Genomic DNA, 22,088 nt, shown 5'->3' with positions numbered 1-22,088 from the left:
TTCCCCTCTTCCCATTTTATTTATTTCTTCTTCGCATTAATCTTTTTTGTTTTTCCATTTCAGCTTTCAATTTCTTTTTATATCCAGGTTTTACCTTTTTTGGCTTTTTCACTTTGTGTATAATGGCTGGATCAAGGTCAGGCTTTGTCTTTTTTCTTTTTTTACGGAAATTACGATCTTGTATTTCAATCAGTTCACCATTGACAATGTCCATATTTTTAAATTCAATCCCCATTTTCTCTAATTTTGATACCTTGATTTCATCTTGCTCATCATAAACAATCACCGAAATACCTGTATAGGAAGCACGACCTGTCCTTCCTGAACGATGAATATAAAAACTTAAGTCATTTGGTAATTCATAATTAATAACATGACTAACTCCTTCGATATCAATCCCACGAGAAGCAAGATCAGTTGCAACAATGTACTGATATTCCAAATTCCGGATTTGGTTCATCATTTTTTTTCGTTCGCGAGGCGATAAATCGCCATGGATAATCCCGACTTTCATGCCCCGTGCAATCAACCCATCTGCAACAATATCAGCCATCTTTTTCGTGTTGGTAAACACAATCGCCAAAAAGGGGTTGTATATTTGTAATAAATCCTCAACAATATCCAATTTTTCACGATGACGATATGGAATAAGAACATGCTCAATAGAACTGGCTGTCCGTTTTTTCGGTTCAACCTGCACAAATTCTGGATTTTCCATATATTTTTTTAAAAATGGCTTTAAATTTTCCGGAATCGTCGCCGAAAAAACAAACATCTGTAACTGTTCAGGCATCAACCCCGCTATTTTATCAACATCTTCTAAAAATCCCATATCTAACATTAAATCCGCTTCATCAACAACCATCATTTGAGCGGTATGGACAAAAAGGGCTTGCTCTTTTACTAAATCATAGATTCTACCAGGTGTTCCAATAATAATATGTGGTTGCTGTTTTAACTTTTCAATTGTACGAGCCTTATCCGTTCCGCCAACTAAAAGTTTGGTTGAAATTATCTGATCCTTTTCACAAAATTTCGTAAGTTTCAATACTTCATGATAAATTTGATTGGCTAACTCCCGCGTCGGGGCAGTAATAACGGCTTGGACTTCCCTGTTCTCAGGCTCTATCTTTGTGAGAATCGGTAAAAGAAAGGCATGGGTTTTACCAGTCCCTGTTTGTGATTGTCCTACTACGGAACTATTTTTTAAAGCTTTTGGAATAATTCTCTCTTGTATATCTGTTGGTTCATAAAAACCAATTGATTGTAAACCTTCATATAAAAATGGTTTTAACGGAAACCTTTTAAATTTTGTCTCTTTCATATGTAAACGAACTCCTAACTATTATAAGCCGATATTTTTGTGTAAAATTTTTGCTTCATCTTAGTATTATACAATAAAACAAAAAAATAACTCTACCCATAGTCATCATAATACAAAAGAAATACTTAACGGTTTTTCTGTGATTGCATATTGTGTTAAAAGAAAGAGCTTTGGATCAGAGGAGGAATAGAAATGCCACCAAGGTTTCAACAAAGACCAAGGAATACATTCCCAAGCTTTGGTAACAGACAATATAATCCAAATTATATGGTTCCTCAAAGAATGTATCAACAAAATTTTTATTATCACCCAATGAGACAAGGAAGAGGACCATTTCGCTTTTCTAATCGTTTCCAACAGGTAAATAGAGGCGGTGGATTCCTTTCAAGGTTATTGAATAAAAGGCAACCTCAACCAGTTAATCCATTTCAATTTGGACCCATTACTAGACAAGCAGAAACGGGAGTTGCCTCATGGTTAAACCCTGATTCCATATCAAGATTTTTGGGGCAAACACAGCAAATTTTAAGAACCGGTCAACAAATTGGCGGAATGGTCCAACAGTACGGCCCTTTAGTAAAAAATTTACCTGCATTATGGAAAATTTATCGCGGATTAAATTCAGAGTCAACACCATCTGAAAATGAATCAAACGAAACACAAGAGAAGAATCAAACCAATGACGAGGAAATCTTTAATGATGAATTTTTTAGTGAAGCTTGGGATGAACACCATGTAAACGAAAAAGATAATCGTAAAAAAGATGAGGAAAACAAAAAAAAGCAACAAATAAATCCAAGAAATTTAAAAGAAAAAAAATCGATTCCAAAAATCTATATCTGACGAAAATGGGTCACAAAATTACTCCTAACTTAGGGAGTTTTCTTTTTTATTATTTAACAAATAGTTGTAACACTTAATTTTATGCATTTGTCATTTTTCACAACATGGACTTTATCAACTGGAACGCTTTTTCAGATACTCTTTGTCAGAAGGTGTGTACTTCGATATAATAAAGATAGTCTGACAAAAACTAGGAGGAGAACAAATGGAGGTTATCAAAATATCCCCCCGTGGTTACTGTTACGGTGTAGTTGATGCGATGGTCATTGCACGGAATGCCGCTTTAGATAAAAATTTACCTCGTCCAATTTACATACTCGGTATGCTTGTTCATAATTCTAATGTAACCGAAGCATTTGAAGAGGAAGGAATCATCACATTAGATGGTAAAAATAGAAAAGAAATATTAGAAAAGGTTGATAAAGGAACTGTTATTTTTACTGCTCATGGTGTTTCACCAGAAGTCCGTGAATTAGCAAAACAAAAAGGGCTTGTTACCCTGGATGCGACTTGCCCGGATGTAACAAGAACTCATCAATTAGTTAAGGATAAAACCAAGGCAGGATACGATGTTATTTATATAGGTAAAAAGGGACATCCAGAACCAGAGGGAGCCGTTGGTGTTGCCCCACACGCTGTCCACTTAGTCCAGACAATAGAAGATGTAGAACAATTATCAATTGATAATGATAAAATCATTATCACGAACCAAACAACCATGAGTCAATGGGATGTTAAAGATATTATGGACTTTTGTCTTAAAAAATATCCGCAAGCGGAATTGCATAATGAAATCTGTCTAGCAACCCAACAAAGACAAGAAGCAGTTGCCAAACAAGCAGGTGAAGCAGATGTATTAATTGTGGTTGGCGATCCAAAAAGTAATAATTCAAACCGCTTAGCACAAGTGTCGGAAGAAATTGCAGGTACAAAAGCTTATCGAGTTGCAGACGTGACAGAAATAGAAATTGCTTGGATTAAGGATGCCAAAAAAGTAGCTGTGACAGCAGGTGCTTCCACACCAACTCCAATTACCAAGGAAGTAATTCAATTTCTTGAACAATTTGATCCAAAAGATGAGAAAACTTGGGTACGTGAACGAAAAGTTCCATTATCAAAAATACTACCGAAGGTAAAAAAGAAAGCATTGTAAACAAAGATGCAACCGAATTGCACGGTTGCATCTTAATTATAGAAAATAAAACGGATCTGTATTCATTTTAGAAGGAATAATATTGACATCATATTGGTTTTCTTGACACATTGTTGTCAGCTTTTTAGCTACCCCTTTTTTCATTACTTTTTCAACATTATGTCCAGGATCAATAATATTTAACCCATCTAATTTTGCATCAATTGCTGTATGATAGTACACATCCCCTGTAATAAATACATCGGCCCCTTTACGAAGAGCAGTTGTATAATATTTTCCACCGTCGCCACCTAATATCGCTACTTTTTTCACTTTATCTTGTAAATTCCCAGTAATCCGAACTCCCGTCACATCAAGTTGTTTTTTTACATAAGAAGCAAATTGTTCAAGCGTCATTTCTTGTTCAAGATAACCGATTCGACCTAAACCGTAAGTTTTTCCTTTCAAATCAAGAGGGTAAATATCATAGGCCGGTTCTTCGTATGGATGTGCCTTTAACATCGCTTTTATTAATTTCTTTTCGAGGGTTGCAGGAAAAATGGTTTCTATTCTTTCTTCAGGTACTGATTCTAACTCACCGATTTTGCCAATATGGGGATTGGTGTTTTCTCCTGGTAGAAATCTCCCTATGCCTTCATTTGAATAAGAACAGTGACTATAGTTGCCAATATGACCTGCTCCATTATCGCCTAACACTTTTCGTATTTTCTCTGCATCTTCCATAGGCGCATAAACAACTAATTTTTTTAACGGTTCTTCATACGTAGGAACTAAAACCTCGGTATTGATTACACCGAGAGCATCAGCTAATAAATCGTTAACCCCACCGTTTGCCACGTCCAAGTTCGTATGGGCAGCATAGACGGCGATATCATGTTTAATTAATTTTGCTATTATTTTCCCATAAGAATCTTCGAACCGTATTGTTTTTAAAGGTTTGAAAATCAAGGGATGGTGAGCTATGATTAGTTGCACATCATTTGCAATCGCTTCATCTACAACTTCTTCTGTCACATCAAGAGCGATTAATAGATTTTTTACTTTTTGATTCAAAGAACCGATTAAAAGCCCAATTTTGTCACCTTCCATTGCTAAATGTTTCGGGGCAAACTGTTCAAACAATTGAATGATTTCATGACCGTTCGGTTGTTTCATCATCGATCTCCTCCTTATACCAATCAATAAACGTTTTCAACTGTTGTTTTTTCTGTTGGATTTGTTCGTTTTCTACAGCTTGATTTAATTGTTCAAGAATTCGAGTCCACTCTTTATATTCCCGTTGCCATTTTATTAAAAAAGGTCGTGATTTTTCTTTCAATAAAAATGGACCAAATAATATTTCCTTATCTAATTTATCAAGTTCATATGGTTTATAACGATCTCCTTTTTCTGCTACTAAAATTTCGTATATATGACCCTCTTCTTCTAATATACTTTCGGCAACTAATTCCCAATTTTGTTCAATTAACCAACGTCGTATTACGTTTGCTGAAATATTTGGTTGTAAAATTAACCGATTAACATTCACTAACTTTTCTTTATCTTTTTCTAATATGGAAGTAATAAGGGAGCCACCCATTCCACAAATGGTTACACAATCGACTTGGTCATTCTCAGTTATGATTGATAAACCATCTCCTTTTCGTACTTCAATAACTTCAGACAGATTCGATTCATTTACACTCTTCTTTGCCGAAGTAAATGGTCCATCCGCTATTTCACCTGCTATAGCTCCTTTAATAAGATCGTGTTGATAAGCATAAATGGGTAAATACGCATGATCGGAACCTATATCAGCTAACATACTCCCATTCGGAATATATTCAGCGACGGTTTCTAAGCGTTTAGATAGTTGTATCATATGTAAAATCACCATTCTTTCTAAGTTGTAAAAATCTATTCTACTTTAACATTTCTATTATATAAACTTACAGGAATTGGTAAAGAAATTCAAACATGAAAAAGGCTGCCTAAGCGTGGCAACCTTCTGCGTTTTATGTAATTATTCTAATGACAAAACCCATTCTACCATTTCATCTAACTTTTCTTCAGGAACTAAATTTCCAGGCATCGGACCGGAACCATTTACTAACACATTTTTTACTTCTTCTGCACTTAATCTTTTATCAACATTTTTTAGTTCTGGGCCAGACACACCTTCATAGTTTTCTCCATGACAACTGATACAACCCGCTTGACTATATATTTCTTCAGGAGTTGCTTCTGACAATGCTGAATCGCTATCTTTTTCACCTTCTGCCTCTTCATTTCCTGAATAAAGTCCGATTAATGATAATGCAACAATTAGACCGACACCAAAAACCATAATTAAGATATAAGGAAATAATGCATTTCTTTTCATTTCCCACTCTCCCTTTATGAGAATACTAAAAATAAAAAGTATTTACAAACTATTCTTATTTTACTTGAAATAGACAAGAAGTTAAAGTGTTATGTATGTTTTACCCAAACATTTCACAATTCTGTCAAAATGTTTTCTGTATTAGAAAACGAGGATGAATAGAACAATCCTCGTTTTACATTATCGTTGCATCATCAGCAACCAATTTGTCTTGCAATCACCATCCGTTGAACTTCAGATGTTCCTTCACCGATTTCTAACAATTTCGCATCGCGCATATAACGTTCTACCTCATATTCACGCATGTATCCATAGCCACCATGAATTTGAACGGCTTGACTAGTAATCTCCATACAAACTTCTGAGGCGTATAATTTACACATTGCTGCTTCTTTCGTAAATGGTCTTCCTTGATCTTTCAACCATGCAGCCTTATAGACCATATTTCTTGCTAATTCTATTTTTAAAGCCATATCCGCTAATTTAAATTGAATGGCTTGAAAATGTGATAATGATTTGCCAAACTGTTTTCGTTCTTTAGCATATTTTAAAGCTTTCTCATAGGCAGCTTGAGCAATACCAACAGCCATTGCGCCAATCCCAATTCTTCCTCCATCTAAAGTAATTAAAAATTGTTTAAAGCCTTGTCCACGTTTACCAAGTAAATTTTCCTTCGGAACTTTTACATTCTCTAAAATTAATTCAGTCGTATTTGAGGCATTTAACCCCATTTTCTCGTAATTATCTCGAATCGTAAATCCCTCTGCATCTGTTGGTACAATGATGGCGCTAATTTCCTTTTCTGATCCATTTTTATCCGTGATCGCGGTGAGTGCTAAGAATTTTGCATAACTTGCATTTGTAATAAAACATTTATTCCCATTAATAACATAAAAATCCCCCATTGAAGTTGCTGTTGTTCTAGTTCCACCAGCATCTGAACCAGCTTCCGGTTCGGTAAGTCCAAAGGCACCTAATGACTCACCTGTACATAACGGAGTTAAGTACTTTTCTTTTTGTTCTTCTGTACCAAATAAATATATAGGAGCTGCTCCTAATGATATATGAGCAGAATATGTAATTCCAGTGGATGCACATGCTTTACTCAATTCTTCTACGACTATAGCAAAGCTAATCGTGTCACTACCTGCACCTCCATATTTCTCTGGAAATGGTAGTCCCAGCATACCTAATTCAGCCAGTTGTTGAAATATTTCTTTCGGAAACGCTTTCGTCTGATCCCGTTCAATGGCTCCTTTAGCTACGACCTCCTCTGCAAATTCACGAATCGTTTTTTGAATTAATTGTTGTTCACTTGTCAAATCCCAATTCACTGTTATATCCCCCTTGTCTTCTGTCAATTTTTAAAAGTGTTGCTACTATTGATTTTAGAATATTTTAAATGTATAATCAATTTATAAAATAGTTCAAATGAAATTTGCAAATTCAGTTTCATTTATTTAAAATAGATTATGAAAGCGATTAAATGGATTTCCAAGTTAACTACTTCGTAATTTTAGACATAAAAAAAGGCTTGTCATCAAATGACAAACCTTGGAAAAGTTATTCTAAGAAGTCTTTTAAACGTTTACTACGACTTGGATGTCTTAATTTTCTTAGCGCTTTTGCTTCAATTTGACGGATACGTTCACGTGTTACACCGAAGACTTTACCAACTTCTTCAAGGGTACGTGTGCGCCCGTCGTCCAAACCAAAACGTAAACGTAGAACATTTTCTTCACGGTCTGTTAATGTATCAAGAACATCTTCAAGTTGTTCTTTAAGCATTTCATAAGCCGCATGATCTGCAGGTGAGGTAGCCTCATGATCTTCAATAAAATCACCTAGATGAGAATCGTCTTCTTCACCTATAGGTGTTTCTAGTGAAACAGGCTCTTGAGCAATTTTTAATATTTCACGAACTTTTTCTGGCGTTAAATCCATTTCTTCAGCAATTTCTTCTGGTGTTGGTTCACGACCTAAATCTTGAAGCAATTGACGCTGTACCCTTACTAATTTATTAATGGTTTCTACCATATGAACTGGAATACGAATTGTTCTTGCTTGGTCAGCAATTGCTCTTGTAATTGCTTGCCGAATCCACCATGTGGCATAAGTACTAAATTTGAAGCCTTTTTTATAATCAAACTTTTCAACAGCTTTAATTAATCCCATATTACCTTCTTGTATTAAATCTAAAAATAGCATGCCACGACCGACATATCTTTTCGCTATGGAAACGACAAGTCTTAAATTGGCTTCAGCAAGTCTTCTTTTGGCTTCTTCGTCTCCTTGTGCAATACGTTCAGCTAGCGCAATCTCTTCCTCAGGAGTAAGAAGATCAACACGGCCGATTTCCTTTAAATACATTCGGACCGGGTCATTAATTTTCACTCCTGGTGGAACACTTAAATCATTTAAATCAAATTCTTCTTCACTGTCGTCATCAATATCAACATCATCAGAATCTGAATCTTTCATTTCTTGTTCAACCAACTGAATTCCTTGTTCTGTTAATTGATCGTAAAATTCATCCATTTGATCGGCATCGACGTCAAATTTGCTCAATTTTTCTGCAATGGTATCATATGAAAGTACACCTTTTTGTTTTCCTAAAGCCGTAATTTGTTCTTTAGCTTGTTCTAATGATAATTCTGTATCAATCTCTTTGGAACGTGCTGACTTTTCAGCCATTGGTTCCCCTCCTTCCAACAATTAAAGCGACTTTTTTAAAGCGATAATTTCTTTTAGTATTTCAGCAGCTTTTATAAAATCTTTTTCTCGCTCTGCCTTTTTACCTTCTTCGATTTTTTTTTCTATTTTTAATTTATAATGATAATTAGAAATTTGTTTAATATAATCTTTAAATTCCTTATCAGAAATTTCTTCAGATATTGTCATCATTCCAATTTCAGCTACAATATTCTTTAAGTGTTGATCCTGAATAAAATTTAAAAAATTGCTTAAATCTGGTGCATTTCCGTCTTCATAAAATGCATAAAGATAAGTAACGATCGCCTGGTGTTCATCAATATGAAACGGTACTTGTTTTAGTGCATCTTGAACTTTCATAGCAAAAGATGCATTTCTTAACATATGGGCTATTAACAACCTCTCAGCGTTATAATATGCAGGGGGTAATTTTTTATCCTGCTTAATTAACGACAGTTTTTGCTGTTTTACAGCATTATCCTTTGTTGTTTCCCTTCGTATTGAATAGAAAATTTTTCGCTGTTGCTGTTTTAAAGCATCTAAAGAAAGGGAAAATTCTTCTGCTAGTTGCCGTAAGTATATATCACGTTCAACTGCATTGTCTAACTTACTAATTTCTTCAAGTACTTTTTCGATATAAGCCAGTCGATCTCCTTCATTGTCAAGATTTTTTCCTATTCGGAAAAACCTCATTTTAAAGGACATAAAAGGAATGCTTCCACCAATGACTACATTTTTGAAAAGCTCTGCACCATTCTTAATAATGTATTCATCAGGATCCTTGCCATCAGGAATGATTGCTACTCGGACTACACAACCTGCATTTGAAAGCATTTCACCTGCTTTTAAAGTTGCGTTTTGTCCGGCCATATCTGCATCGAAACAAAGAATGACTTGATCCGTATTTCTCTTTATTAAATGAATATGTTCCTCAGTTAGAGCCGTCCCCATTGTGCCAATTCCATTTTCAATTCCAGCACTGAAAGCGGCAATACAATCAGCAAATCCTTCAAAAAGCACAACTGATTGTTTTTTACGTATGGCTACCCGAGCATTATGAAAGTTAAACAAAGTTTGACTTTTTTGGAATATTGGAGTTTCAGGACTATTTAAATATTTAGGTTGACCATTCCCTAACACTCGTCCTGAAAATGCAACCGTATTCCCTTTATAATCAGAAATAGGAAAAATAATACGACCGCGAAACCGGTCAAAATACGTATTGTTTTTTTCACCACGAATAATAAGGCCAGCCTTTTCAAGAATGTCTTCATCAAAACCTTTTGCCTTTAAAAACTTCAAGCTTGTATCCCATTCATCTAAACAATAACCGATTTGAAAATAATCGATTATTTCCCTCGTAAAATTCCGTTGTTGTAAGTATTCTAGTGCTTCCTGACCTTTATTCGTATTCACTAATATATGATGGTAAAACTGTCTCAAAAGCTCGTGTGCTCTCATCATCTTCTCAGTTTCCGTTGGTAAACGCATATGACTGCTAGTTGTTTTTAATTCCAACGGTATATTTGCTTTTTCAGCAAGCCGAATAGCAGCTTCTTGAAAAGATATTCCTTCAATATCCATTAAAAATGAGAAAACATTGCCTCCTGCATGACAACCAAAACAATGAAAGATTTGCTTTTCTGGAGAAACGGAAAAAGAAGGCGTATTCTCACTATGGAATGGGCAAATCCCAAAATAATTACGTCCTTGTTTTTTCAGCTGAACATATTCACTAATAATATCTACGATGTCAACGGACTTTCGAATCTCATTAATAATTTCCTCAGGAATACGTTCTGCCATGAGAACATCTCCATCCATATAAATATATATTCTATTTTCAAAAGAGAAATCCTTCAAATTTCGACAAAAAATTTGACGGTGTGATAGTAAGTTATGTAGTTTTATGTGATTGCATATTACTTATTCTACATCACTCCACAAATTCCTTCTTTTAAAGACATTTTTCACATATAAAAAGAATACTTTGTCGAATATATTTTTTTACTTGACTTTCTACACTAAATAGTCTATTCTATATTGCTTTAATCTAAACCTCTTTTTAGACAATTTTTCATACAATTTTTTATTATAGTATATTTTGAAGAAATTTTCCACAAAAAAATATGCGAACAAGAAAAAGGGTTGTCTATAAATAAACAACCTTTTTCTTAAGCCTATAAAATTCATTTACGATAAAATTTTAATTTTTCATTAATAGTTCAATGATTACATTTGCCGTTTCTTCAACAGCTTTATTCGTAACATCGACAACATGACAACCAATCTTTTCGACGATTTTTTCAAAATAGGCAAGTTCTTTTTTTATGCGTTCCAGATTGGCATAATATGCTGTTTCATCAAGTCCAAGTGACAATAACCTTTCCTTACGTATATGCGCTAATTTATCAGGGCTTATCTTTAATCCGATGCATTTTTTTGGGTCAATCTTTTCAAGTTCTTCTGGTGGATCGACTTCCGGTACGATTGGTACATTAGCAACTTTATATCGTTTTAAGGCTAAGAATTGGGATAATGGAGTTTTTGATGTACGTGATACACCGAGTAGTACGATATCTGCCTTTAAAATTCCATTTGGATCTTTACCATCATCATATTTAACCGCAAATTCGATCGCTTCAATTTTTTTGAAATAATCTTCATCCAGTCTTCGTACTAACCCCGGTTCATTCTTTGGTTCGACACCTGATATTTCTTGGAACTTATCTAACAAAGGACCAAGCACATCAAAGGCAAAAATATTCTCTGCCGCAGCTTTTTCAGCTAAATAGCGACGCATTTCTGGTTTAACTAATGTAAAAACAATAATTCCTTGATTTACTTTTGCAAGTGTTATAACTTCATCAATTGTACTTGTATCTTCCACAAAGGGAACTCTTCTCATATCAGCTTTGGAACCGTTAAATTGACTCATTGCTGCCTTCGTGACTAATTCAACCGTTTCCCCTACTGAATCGCTGACGATATATATCGGTGGTCTTGCCATGTGTTTGGTCATCTCCTTGTTCAATCTTTTTTAAATAGGGTGACAAACGCTTTGGTAATATTCGATTTAGTTACTCTCCCGATTACCTCTAGTCCTTCTTCCTTTTCTTTAACAATTGGGATCGAATCAATTTGTTTTTCAATTAGTTTTTCAGCAACATCAATTAATAAATCATCACTTTTACAAGTTGTAATATTCGGCATACGAGTCATAATAATATGTACAGGAACTGAATTCAATTCTTGTTTACCGATGCTAGCTCGTAAACAGTCTTTTCTGGAAAGGACACCCACTAATAGACTTTTATCATCTACAACAAATAAAGTCCCCACATCTTCTAAAAACATGGTAACAATGGCATCATAAATTGAAACATTTTCATTGACAACGACGGGTATGGATTTATACTCATTAACTTTTATTTTATTAACACTTTCCGATAGTAATTGGGTACTGCTTTTTCCTGTATAAAAATAACCGACACGTGGTCTTGCATCTAAGAATCCGGCCATTGTTAATATAGCTAAATCTGGTCTTAAAGTTGCCCGTGTTAAATTTAATCGATCAGCAATTTTCTCACCTGTAATCGGACCACTTTCTTTCACTATTTCAATAATCTTTTCTTGACGATCACTAAGTTCTATCGTTCTCACCACCTACAACAGAATAATAATATATAACATATATAATAATATTATATACTATTTTCTGTCGAACGAAAGATTATGTTCCTTCAACTCATTCTTTTTTAGAAAAATTTCAAATTACAAATTCATTTTTTCAGTTTGTCTAATTGTTGTAAAAACCTCTTGGTCTTTAAATATATACCGGAATATTCATCATAATAAGCAGATATACATAGGTCCAATTCTTTCTTTGTTTTATCTTTCACATTTATGGACCCAAGTCGATTTAAATCAAAATAATAAAATAACCGTAAAAGTTTGAGGGTAACTTGTTGAACTTTTAACGAAAAACGATCATGGTGAGAACATCGTTCACAAAGAATTCCACCTTCTTTAATAGAAAAAACAAAAGGGCCATGATTACTTCCACAAATGGCACAATGATCTAATGAAGGATGAAACCCTAAAACTGTTAACATTTTTATTTCAAATATATTTTTTAAAATATCTGGATCATGCCCTTCTTCAATGGCTTTCATTGTTTGGTAAAGTAATTCGAACAAGAATGGATTGTGATTTCTATCCTCTGTTCCTTTATCAAGTAGCTCAGCAATGTAAGCTGTGTATGAAGTTAAGAAAAGGTCTTCTTTAATTCCCCTGAACGTGTCAATCACTTCACCCTGTTGGATCGTCGCCAGTCCAGAATTGCCTATCATACAAATAAAATGTCCATAAGTAAAAGGCTGTGACACAGAGGCAAGCCGACTTTTCGGTTTTTTTGCCCCTCTTGCCACAGCACCGAATTTTCCTAAGTCCCTCGAAAAAATCGTGATAATTTTATTCGACTCTCCATAATCGATCGATCGTAAAACAATCCCTTCGATTTTTTTCATCAAAGAAGGTCACCTACTATTTCTATCTTAAGGTTTTAAGTTACGTTACAGGAAGATCTGTATCTGCTAGTTCGATTTCATCATCCGGTGTTGCTTCCATTTCCTTTTCTAATTCTTTATAAAGAAGGTACGTATCAATATCTCCTGTTTGGGTAAAAACCTTCCAAGTAAAATTTAACATGGAAATCTCCACCTTTCAAATTTTTAAACTAGCCTTTACCTAAACCTAATATTATTTTTTCCGAAGTCTAAAAAAACATGAAATGAAGATTTTAACAATTTTAGGTGACAACCTAATATTTAATATCATCCATTAATATTCATCTTCACGATAGCCGAATTCCCTTAATAGAGTAGCTTTATCACGCCAATCTTTCTGAACTTTTACCCATAACTCTAAAAATACTTTGGAGCCTAGTAGATTTTCAATATCCATTCGTGCTCGCTTACCAATCTCTTTTAACATTGCACCTTGTTTACCAATCACAATTCCTTTTTGCGAATTCCGTTCAACAATAATAGCCGCCATAATATGAATTGTACCGTTGTCTCTTTTTTCAATCTTTTCAATGATGACAGCAACAGAATGTGGTACTTCTTCTCTAGTTAAGTGTAATACTTTTTCCCGAATGAGTTCTGCAATAATAAAACGCTCTGGATGATCGGTTACTTGATCATTTGGATAGTACTGCGGGCCTTCAGGCATATAATTTTTAATCACATCGATTAGTCGTTCTACATTATTTCCTTGGAGAGCTGAAATTGGAATAATTTCTGCAAAATCGTATTTATCCTTATATTGAGCAATAACTTCGATTAATTGATCAGGATGAATTAAATCAATTTTATTAATGACAAGAAATACTTTTGTATGAACATCCTTTAATTTTTCTAATATATATTGTTCTCCACGCCCAAATTCTTCAGTTGCGTTTACCATAAATAAAATTAAATCAACTTCATTTAATGTGTTTGTTGCGACTTTTACCATAAAATCGCCTAAACGATGTTTTGGTTTATGAATTCCGGGAGTATCAATAAAAATTAGTTGTGCATCGTCCGTTGTTAGTACGCCCTGGATCGTATTCCGTGTTGTTTGTGCCTTATCGCTCATGATCGCAATTTTTTGACCAATGACATGATTTAAAAAGGTGGATTTCCCTACATTCGGTCTGCCAATGATTGTTATGAATCCTGATTTAAAGTGTTTTTCATTATTTTTCATGCATATCCTCCGCTCTAAATGCACCTGGTAGTAATTCACCAACTGTCGTTTCTAATATATTTCCATCTAAATTAGACAATATCACTTTCATATCTGCAGGAAAAAATTCGGTCATAACTTGACGACATGCACCACACGGAGGAACTGGGCGTTCTGTATCAGCTACTACCGCAATCATAGCAAAATCTTTTTTTCCTTCTGAAACCGCTTTAAATATCGCAGTCCGTTCTGCGCAATTGGCTAGCCCATAAGAAGCATTTTCAATATTAGAACCTCTATAAACTTGCCCGTCTTCGGTAAGAAGAGCTGCACCTACAGCAAAGTTAGAATATGGTACATAGGCATTTGTTCGTGCTACTTTTGCTTCTTCAATAAGTTGGTTCTTATTCATCTTGTTCATCCCTTCTTACACTTAATTTTATTTTACAATATAAATTCGAGTTTGTTAATATTAATTTTCTAAAAATTCCATATATTATAACAAATTAACCTATCATCATGAAAGTATTTTCGGAAGAAAAATCATGAACCCAATGATTATTGTACATATTGCAAAAATGAAACATGCCGCAGCAGAAATATCCTTTGCTTGCTTTGCAAGCGGATGGAAATCCTCTGTATACAAATCAACTAACCGTTCAATAGCTGTATTAAACAATTCAGCAGTAATCATCAATCCGATGACCAAAATGAGTATCATCCACTCAAATTTATGAAGGTTAAATAATAATCCAAATATCAACACAACAATTGTCATGAATAAATGAAATCTTAAATTTCTCTCCTGTTTAAAGGCTAAAATGATACCTTCAAGTGCATATTTAAAGGATAATAAATATTGTTTCATTTCTAACAAACCTTTATCGCGATAAACCAAATTGTGTTAAAATCTTTTCTTGTTTTGTAAACATTTCTTTTTCTTCTTCTTTCGTCCCATGATCATAACCTAATAAATGAAGGAAACCATGCACAGCAAGAAATCCTAGCTCACGCATGAAAGAATGCCCATATTCCATTGCCTGTTCTTTAGCCTTCGGAATTGAAATAATAATATCCCCTAAAATCCGAGGCATGGAAGGTGCCCCTATAATTTCGATCTCCTCTTCTACTGATTCTTCTAATGCAAAAGAGATAACATCTGTTGGACGATCAACCCCACGATACTCTTTATTAATTTGATGAATTTTTTCATTCGTTACAAAAGTTAAGGATAACTCACTTTCCTCGGTAATATTTTCCATTTCAGCAGCTAGTGTCAACAATTCTAATATTTGTTGAATTTGATTTTCTGATAACTCTCCGGTTTCATCGTTGTATTCTATTTCTAACACGTTAATCACCTTTCTTTTTCATTTCCGGATACTCAATACGATTATGGAAAATTCCATGTAATGTTTCACAAATGGTTTGTTCAATAATTTTAAGTTCCTTTAATGTCAGATCTGATTCACTAAACTGATCATCATTCAATTTATCTTTTATTATATTTTTCACAAGCTCCTCAATTTTTTCCTTGTCTGGATTTTTCATAGAACGAACGGCTGCTTCAACACTATCGGCTATACTGATGATCGCCGTTTCTTTTGTTTGTGGTTTTGGTCCAGGATAACGAAATTCTTCTTCACTTACTTCTTTACCATTTTCTTTTGCTTTATGATAAAAGAATTTTAATAAACTCGTACCATGGTGTTGCAAAGCTACGTCTACAATCTCTTTTGGCATATGATTTTTTCGTAAAATTTCTGCACCATCGTGGGCATGAGCAATAATAATATCCCTACTTGTTTCAGGTGGCAGATGGTCATGAGGATTACCTGCATTCATTTGGTTTTCAATGAAGAAATTTGGTCTTCTCGTTTTACCAATATCATGATAATAGCAGGCCACTCTTGCCAACAATCCATTTGCCCCAATCGCTTCACAAGCACTATCCGCCAGATTGGCTACCATTACACTATGATGGTACGTTCCAGGAGCTTCAGTTAAAATCTTTTTAAGTAACGGATGATTTGGATTAGATAATTCGATTAACTTCATCGTCGATAAAATACTAAAACCAGCTTCTAAAAATGGCAAAAAGCCGATGGTTAAGACAGCTGATCCAATTCCAGAAAACAATCCCATTGAGGCATAAATGACATATTGCGTCATTGAAAATTTCGTATTTGGGATAAATAATAAAGCAATAACTACGAAAATATTGATGGCAGAAACGAATAGTCCAGCTTGAAAAATTTTGGAACGCTGATTTTGATTCGATAAAAAGGCAATTCCTGCTAACCCGCTAAATAGAATATAAATCGCAATCGTTAAATGAAATGATCCCGATGATTGTCCATTAAAGATAATTGCACTGGCAGCAGCTAAAATAATTGTACCGATAATTCCTAGTCGCTCATTGAGCAATATTTTCAACAACATAGCACACAGGGCAGCTGGAAATACATAACTTATGTCATATTGTTGAATAGGTACAGCACTAATTCCTTTCATGATTACAATAGAAACAAGTAATATCACACTAAAGATAAGCAATTCTTTATTCACGGATTCATTTTTACGATTCCCATTATAGTAAGAATAAATGATTCCAATCAAAGCAAATACAAAAATAAATAATCCGATAAATGGCATGTATGGGAACTCAGTATTCACTAATCCGATTAGTTCTAACTGGTCCCAGATTTTTTGGTTCACTAACTGCCCTTCTTCTACAATAATTTGTCCTTGCAGTATGTACACTGGATCTACATTTTCTTCCGCTTGTTTTCTAAGTTCTTCAGTTGCTTCAGGATCATAAAAATAGTTTTGTACAATGGCATAACGAGCCAATTCTATCGTGGCATTCTTCAACGTTTCTGGAATGGAAACGAATCGTAATTCTTCCTCGACCTTCTTTCTTGCATTTTCAACCTCAGAAGATGAAATTTCATGACTCATAACATTATTTATTGCTGTAACTGCCGCATCCCTGGCAGTAACTAAATCTGGTTTACTATTGTTCACTAAGGCTTCAAGCGTATTATTAGATAAATCATTAACCACACTTTTTGTCAATTTCTCTTTTAACCAATTTACTTTTTCTTTTAAAGTAGGGTTATCAACAGCAAGTTCATCTTCTGAATTTTCAGCTTCGGCCCGTATACTCAGTTCCGTTAGTTCATCTTGTAGTTCAATTGCTGAATCATAAATTGAATTAATTAAATCAATACGATTTTGTCCAATTTCAGGTTTCAGAACATATTTAGCTTGGACTTGATTGGCAGCTTCTTGGCGAGCCCTTTCTGTAGCATGTACATCTTCAATTGTAAATGGAGAACGAATCGTTTCTTTTGCAGGCTCAAACTTCGTAACATCGAGAACAATTGGTTTAACATTATTGTACATTGAAGCAAAAAGTACTAAACCAATAATAATAAAAATAATCCAATATGCAAATCGTTTATTTAAAAATTGTAATGTTTTAAGTAAGATCCTTTCATTTTTATCTTTTCTTCTTTTCATAACAATCCCACCTTTTATGTTTTGGGGATAAGTTCGTTTTTCTTTACAATACAATCATTGCATGGAGCTTATGTATTGTAAATAACTTAACAAATGATTTGGCAAATAGCTGGACTTTAAGAAAACATTGTTCTCCTCATACTTTATGTTCAATTTTATCAATTCTTATTACATTTTTCATCATTTAATGGAAAAAATAAGCAGTTATCATTATTATTATACAATTTTTAGCCAATAAAAAACCCACCAAACGGTGAGTTATTACGGATCCTCGTTAATTTTCTTCATTAGGTACATGTTCATCAAATGCTTTAATGATTCTCGCTACAAGTGGGTGTCGCACAACATCGGTTTCCTGTAAATAACAAACCCCGATTCCTGGTACATTTTTCAAAATTCGTTGTACCGATGATAATCCCGATTGAACTCCTTCTGGTAAATCAATTTGGGTGAGATCGCCTGTAATAACCATTTTTGAACCAAAACCTAACCGGGTTAAAAACATTTTCATTTGCGCATGGGTCGTATTTTGCGCTTCATCCAAAATGACAAAGGCATCATCAAGTGTACGACCTCGCATGTAGGCTAACGGTGCAATTTCAATAACCCCTCGCTCAATTAAGCGTTCTGTATGTTCATTTCCTAAAACATCATGTAAAGCATCATATAAAGGGCGTAAATACGGGTCCACTTTCTCCTTTAGATCTCCTGGAAGAAACCCTAAGCTTTCTCCTGCCTCCACTGCTGGTCTAGTTAAAATAATCCGCTTAACCAAATTACTTTTTAAAGCATGGACGGCTAGTACAACGGCAAGATAAGTCTTTCCCGTCCCTGCCGGTCCGATCCCAAAAACTAAATCATATTTTTTTATTGCTTGAACATAATCCCTTTGACCAAGGGTTTTTACTCGAATTGGTTTTCCTTTCGCATTTTTAGTAATTTCTTCTTTGTATAAATCAGAAAAATATTCAATTGTACCTTTTTTTCCCATTTGTAAGGCGAGCGAAACATCCCGAGGACTAATTGTAATCCCTTTTTGAACCATTGCATGCAACGAACGGATTACTTCTTCAGCAAAACTTACATTTTGTTCCTCACCTGTAATCCTTATACTTTCACCCCGTGTTGTAATGGAAACGTCTAATTCATTTTCAATCATTTTCAAATGACTATCGCCTGTTCCAAATAGGCTCATTGGGTTATCTAAATGGGTTAGGTGAAATTCTCGTGTATTCAAAAATGACAACACTCCTAATCTTCTTGTTCTTCTTGAATGATTGGTGCTTCTTTTGCAATATTTTCTATTACATCGTAACTTATTAATAACTTTAATTTACCATTCTCTTCCTTTTCATGCAAAATTTTTTCATCTAAAATCTTAGCTTCTTCCGGAACTGTTTTTTGCAAGTCTTTTTTTGCAATTTCCAGCGCTAATTTTCTTGCCTCTTCTTTCTTATAGCTTTTTGTATGAATTTCCACTTCTTTTACAGTTTTACTTGTGATCGCAACCGGTAAAGTCCATTTAAAAAATTTTAGTTCTTTTTTATTTTGCTCCACTTTTTCATGTTTATATTTTGTCGTTGAAAACCCCCAAATTGGTATGGAAAAATTTCCAAAGTCTAAAGTCATTTGTTTCCATTCTTCCCCTGTTAATAATTCAAATTCTGTTGTCAAATCAACTTCAACTTCCGTTGTATACCATGTTTTACCTAATATTTTACCCTTTGCTGACACTTTTTGTTTATCATCTTCACGTCCAATTAAGCCTGAAACTAATAATTGCCCTGGTTTTACAAAGTCGTTAATCGTAACGACTGGTTCACCTTTTTCTACAAAATAATCAACGATCACTGCTTCTTTTTTTGCTACTAAATGTCTAGGAGAAGTTTTTTCTACTTCTTCAGGTTGCTCTTTTTCAACCACTTGAAAATGATAGCTCGTCCCATTTAATTCCACACCAATCCATGTCACATCTTCATTCATTGCCGTCAATTTTCTTTGGATTCCCTCTGGGTCATCAACTAAAAATTGAAAGCCACCAACTTTAACGCCCATCTGTTTTAATTGGTTCATCATTTTATATTCTAATTCTGGAGATGCCCCTTTTATTTCTATTTTCCATATCATATTTGACAATAAGGTAATGATGATAAACGCCACTAATGCACCAATAAATAACCCTGTATTCCTTCTTAGTCGCTTTAACCAATAAGGAAATCCTCCCCGTTTGATAAATCGTACCTTTACTCGGTGAATTCTAACGGCTTTGCGCAAATGGGAAACATCTTTAATAAACATTTGAAATTTAAGCTCCCCTTCCTGGAGCTTCTTTACATTCCAAATGACAACATGATGACGAATTAATTCATTAATAATTCGTTCGCCACCTATACCAATTAGTTTAACGGTAATCGAGCCGAATAAGCGTTTAAACCATAAATTTTTCATACCTTCCTCCCACCAAACCGTTCATTCATTTATATAAAGGACTTGTTCAATCTTTCCTTCTAAAATTAATTCTTCGGGCCACATTGTTTTAATAACGAAACCTTCACCTTTTACTAAAAGTTGACCTTGACTTAGTAAAACTCTTACTTCACTATCTGAAAACGTGAGCAAACCTCGATGATTTTCGATATATATATGTAGTTGTCCTACCATTGTGATACGGGGAAAGTCCATCATGACATCTTCAGGAAGATCCAGTTGTTTTGTTAGCCATCGTTGAATTTTCTGCTTCCATTTTTTTGCCAAAAAAAGAACCCCCTTTCATCTCATATTTATGAAATGAAAAGGGGGAATAGCACAATTTTTACTATTTTTGATAAACATTTGAACGATACGGTTTTTTGGCACGCGGTGGTCCGAGAACTTCTGACCAAATAATGCCTTGGGTAATACTTGCTCTAGTTACTTTCGGTACGATAACCTTATCCTCCATTTTTATTTGGCGAGATACCCGCTCAATTCGGTCCAAACCTCGTTGTAATTGCTGTTTTTCTTCTTTTTTCTTTTCCTGTAAAATTTGCTCAGCTTGTGCTAATTTTTCATGTACTTGATTTTTAATATCCGCTTCTTTTGAACGAACAACTGATTCCATACTACTTTCCGTCTGTTGCGGTTCAATCTTTGAATTCGATTCCCTTTCATTATTTCTACGTTTTCCAAAAGAATCTTGCAATTCACGCCGCAATTCATCAAACGGATTACTATCACCGTTAAACGGCGACCCACCGCTACCAAAAGGTGGCGTTTTTTCTAGTTCTTTCGTTGACGCTTTTGGACGTGGAGTTTGCTTTTCAGACTTATTTTTATCGCCGCCAAATAAAGAAAGTAAACCGCCAATCACAATGATTAATAAAGGAAAATTTTCCAATAGAAAATTAATCAAGTGGGAAAACCTCCCATCTTTTATTTATCATTTTTATTATTTTTACCATTCATTTCTTCATTTGTTGCTCGACCGATCGAATTTCTCATTTCTGTATCAGCCATAATGTTTTTATAATTCATATAGTCCATTACGCCAAGATTACCTGAACGTAAAGCTTCTGCCATAGCAAGAGGTACTTGCGATTCAGCTTCAACCACTTTTGCACGCATTTCTTGTACACGAGCTACCATTTCTTGTTCAGCTGCAACCGCCATCGCCCGACGTTCCTCAGCTTTCGCCTGAGCAATGTTTTTATCAGCTTCTGCTTGATCTGTTTGCAAGATCGCACCGATGTTTTTACCAATATCGACATCGGCAATATCAATCGAAAGGATTTCAAAGGCTGTACCAGCATCAAGACCTTTTTTCAATACGGTTTGTGAAATTAAATCAGGGTTTTCAAGTACCTCTTTATGGTTTTGAGCACTACCAATCGTACTTACAATCCCTTCACCTACACGTGCAATAATGGTCTCTTCACCTGCACCACCGACAAGTCGATCAATATTTGCACGAACGGTAATTCTTGCTTTCGCTTTTACTTCAATCCCATCTAAAGCTACACCTGAAATAAATGGCGTTTCAATAACTTTTGGATTAACACTCATTTGCACAGCTTCTAACACATCGCGTCCAGCTAAATCAATTGCTGCACAGCGTTCGAAGGTCAAGTCGATATTAGCTCTTTGGGCAGCAATTAATGCATTTACTACACGATCAACATTACCACCAGCTAAATAATGACTTTCCAACTGATTAATTGTTACATCCAGACCAGCTTTATGTGCTTTAATTAATGGGTTCACAATTCTACCTGGAATTACTCTTCTAAGCCTCATTCCAACTAGAGTAAAAATACTGATACGCACACCTGCCGCAAGGGCACTAATCCAGAGCATTACTGGAATAAAAGATAAAAAGAAAATAAGCAAAATAATGATTAAAGCAACTATAATCAGGGTAAAAAAATCAATTCCTGCAATTTGCATTAAAAAACCTCCTC

The 22,088-nt window shown here is 34.6% G+C and carries 23 protein-coding genes; 2 read left to right on the top strand and 21 right to left on the bottom strand.

What is annotated here, in order from left to right; translation table 11 throughout:
• Positions 1-16: 16 nt before the first annotated feature.
• Positions 17-1,324, bottom strand: coding sequence for a DEAD/DEAH box helicase (locus OEV82_RS00815; protein WP_263060696.1), 1,308 nt, complete (start codon positions 1,322-1,324; stop codon positions 17-19).
• A gap of 192 nt (positions 1,325-1,516) precedes the next feature.
• On the opposite strand from OEV82_RS00815, the gene OEV82_RS00810 reads away from it, so the two are divergent.
• Together OEV82_RS00810 and OEV82_RS00805 are read left to right on the top strand one after the other, a co-directional pair.
• Positions 1,517-2,167, top strand: a complete 651-nt coding sequence (locus OEV82_RS00810; protein ID WP_263060694.1) for a YqfQ family protein — start codon at positions 1,517-1,519, stop codon at positions 2,165-2,167.
• Positions 2,168-2,372: 205 nt separating this feature from the next.
• The gene (locus tag OEV82_RS00805; RefSeq protein ID WP_263060693.1) at positions 2,373-3,320 is read left to right on the top strand and encodes a 4-hydroxy-3-methylbut-2-enyl diphosphate reductase; all 948 of its coding nucleotides are present in this window, start codon (positions 2,373-2,375) and stop codon (positions 3,318-3,320) included.
• A gap of 36 nt (positions 3,321-3,356) precedes the next feature.
• Here OEV82_RS00805 and OEV82_RS00800 read toward each other — a convergent pair whose 3' ends face one another.
• The 20 genes from OEV82_RS00800 to floA form a co-directional block, all read right to left on the bottom strand.
• Positions 3,357-4,478: a Nif3-like dinuclear metal center hexameric protein gene (locus OEV82_RS00800; RefSeq protein ID WP_263060692.1), complete on the bottom strand. Its 1,122-nt coding sequence runs from the start codon at positions 4,476-4,478 to the stop codon at positions 3,357-3,359.
• A complete protein-coding gene (locus tag OEV82_RS00795) occupies positions 4,453-5,181 on the bottom strand; it encodes a tRNA (adenine(22)-N(1))-methyltransferase (RefSeq protein WP_317630466.1) in 729 nt (242 codons plus the stop codon). Before OEV82_RS00795 ends, OEV82_RS00800 begins: the two co-directional genes overlap by 26 nt.
• Positions 5,182-5,322: 141 nt before the next feature.
• Positions 5,323-5,682 carry a cytochrome c550 gene (gene cccA / locus OEV82_RS00790; protein WP_263060691.1) on the bottom strand — a complete coding sequence of 120 codons (360 nt, stop codon included), beginning with the start codon at positions 5,680-5,682 and terminating at the stop codon, positions 5,323-5,325.
• A gap of 194 nt (positions 5,683-5,876) precedes the next feature.
• Complete coding sequence (locus OEV82_RS00785; RefSeq protein ID WP_173660261.1) at positions 5,877-7,016, bottom strand: acyl-CoA dehydrogenase; 1,140 nt, start codon at positions 7,014-7,016, stop codon at positions 5,877-5,879.
• 229 nt (positions 7,017-7,245) lie between these two features.
• Positions 7,246-8,376 (bottom strand): RNA polymerase sigma factor RpoD, encoded by a 1,131-nt coding sequence (gene rpoD, locus OEV82_RS00780; RefSeq protein WP_173660259.1) that lies wholly within the window; start codon positions 8,374-8,376, stop codon positions 7,246-7,248.
• Positions 8,377-8,397: 21 nt separating this feature from the next.
• Positions 8,398-10,200: a DNA primase gene (gene dnaG / locus OEV82_RS00775; protein WP_263060690.1), complete on the bottom strand. Its 1,803-nt coding sequence runs from the start codon at positions 10,198-10,200 to the stop codon at positions 8,398-8,400.
• A 400-nt stretch (positions 10,201-10,600) separates the two neighbouring features.
• Entirely contained in the window at positions 10,601-11,404 is an 804-nt protein-coding gene (locus tag OEV82_RS00770; RefSeq protein ID WP_263060689.1) for a pyruvate, water dikinase regulatory protein, read from the bottom strand.
• Positions 11,405-11,424: 20 nt separating this feature from the next.
• Positions 11,425-12,060, bottom strand: a complete 636-nt coding sequence (locus OEV82_RS00765; RefSeq protein WP_317630467.1) for a helix-turn-helix transcriptional regulator — start codon at positions 12,058-12,060, stop codon at positions 11,425-11,427.
• A 116-nt stretch (positions 12,061-12,176) separates the two neighbouring features.
• Positions 12,177-12,926, bottom strand: coding sequence for a DNA repair protein RecO (recO, locus tag OEV82_RS00760; RefSeq protein WP_263060688.1), 750 nt, complete (start codon positions 12,924-12,926; stop codon positions 12,177-12,179).
• Between the two features lie 37 nt (positions 12,927-12,963).
• Positions 12,964-13,104, bottom strand: coding sequence for a YqzL family protein (locus OEV82_RS00755; protein WP_173660248.1), 141 nt, complete (start codon positions 13,102-13,104; stop codon positions 12,964-12,966).
• Positions 13,105-13,236: 132 nt separating this feature from the next.
• Positions 13,237-14,148, bottom strand: coding sequence for a GTPase Era (gene era, locus OEV82_RS00750; RefSeq protein ID WP_173660246.1), 912 nt, complete (start codon positions 14,146-14,148; stop codon positions 13,237-13,239).
• Entirely contained in the window at positions 14,138-14,539 is a 402-nt protein-coding gene (locus tag OEV82_RS00745) for a cytidine deaminase (RefSeq protein WP_173660244.1), read from the bottom strand. The genes era and OEV82_RS00745 overlap by 11 nt, the downstream gene beginning before the upstream one ends.
• A 105-nt stretch (positions 14,540-14,644) precedes the next feature.
• A complete protein-coding gene (locus OEV82_RS00740) occupies positions 14,645-14,995 on the bottom strand; it encodes a diacylglycerol kinase family protein (RefSeq protein WP_173660242.1) in 351 nt (116 codons plus the stop codon).
• A 13-nt stretch (positions 14,996-15,008) separates the two neighbouring features.
• Positions 15,009-15,479, bottom strand: coding sequence for an rRNA maturation RNase YbeY (gene ybeY, locus OEV82_RS00735; protein ID WP_173660240.1), 471 nt, complete (start codon positions 15,477-15,479; stop codon positions 15,009-15,011).
• Position 15,480: 1 nt separating this feature from the next.
• Positions 15,481-17,652 (bottom strand): HD family phosphohydrolase, encoded by a 2,172-nt coding sequence (locus OEV82_RS00730; protein WP_263060686.1) that lies wholly within the window; start codon positions 17,650-17,652, stop codon positions 15,481-15,483.
• A 274-nt stretch (positions 17,653-17,926) separates the two neighbouring features.
• Positions 17,927-18,847, bottom strand: a complete 921-nt coding sequence (locus tag OEV82_RS00725) for a PhoH family protein (protein WP_263060710.1) — start codon at positions 18,845-18,847, stop codon at positions 17,927-17,929.
• 56 nt (positions 18,848-18,903) lie between these two features.
• Positions 18,904-20,100 carry a sporulation protein YqfD gene (yqfD, locus tag OEV82_RS00720; RefSeq protein WP_263060685.1) on the bottom strand — a complete coding sequence of 399 codons (1,197 nt, stop codon included), beginning with the start codon at positions 20,098-20,100 and terminating at the stop codon, positions 18,904-18,906.
• Between the two features lie 21 nt (positions 20,101-20,121).
• Complete coding sequence (gene yqfC / locus OEV82_RS00715; protein ID WP_263060684.1) at positions 20,122-20,406, bottom strand: sporulation protein YqfC; 285 nt, start codon at positions 20,404-20,406, stop codon at positions 20,122-20,124.
• A 61-nt stretch (positions 20,407-20,467) separates the two neighbouring features.
• Entirely contained in the window at positions 20,468-21,043 is a 576-nt protein-coding gene (locus OEV82_RS00710; protein ID WP_263060683.1) for a hypothetical protein, read from the bottom strand.
• A 20-nt stretch (positions 21,044-21,063) separates the two neighbouring features.
• The gene (gene floA, locus OEV82_RS00705) at positions 21,064-22,074 is read right to left on the bottom strand and encodes a flotillin-like protein FloA (protein WP_407672712.1); all 1,011 of its coding nucleotides are present in this window, start codon (positions 22,072-22,074) and stop codon (positions 21,064-21,066) included.
• Between the last annotated feature and the right edge of the window lie 14 nt (positions 22,075-22,088).

The sequence above is a fragment of the Pallidibacillus thermolactis genome (assembly GCF_025660415.1).
Lineage (GTDB): Bacteria > Bacillota > Bacilli > Bacillales > Caldibacillaceae > Pallidibacillus > Pallidibacillus thermolactis.
The sequence above is the reverse complement of the archived record's forward strand: the minus strand, read 5'-3'. Positions and strand labels throughout refer to the sequence as shown.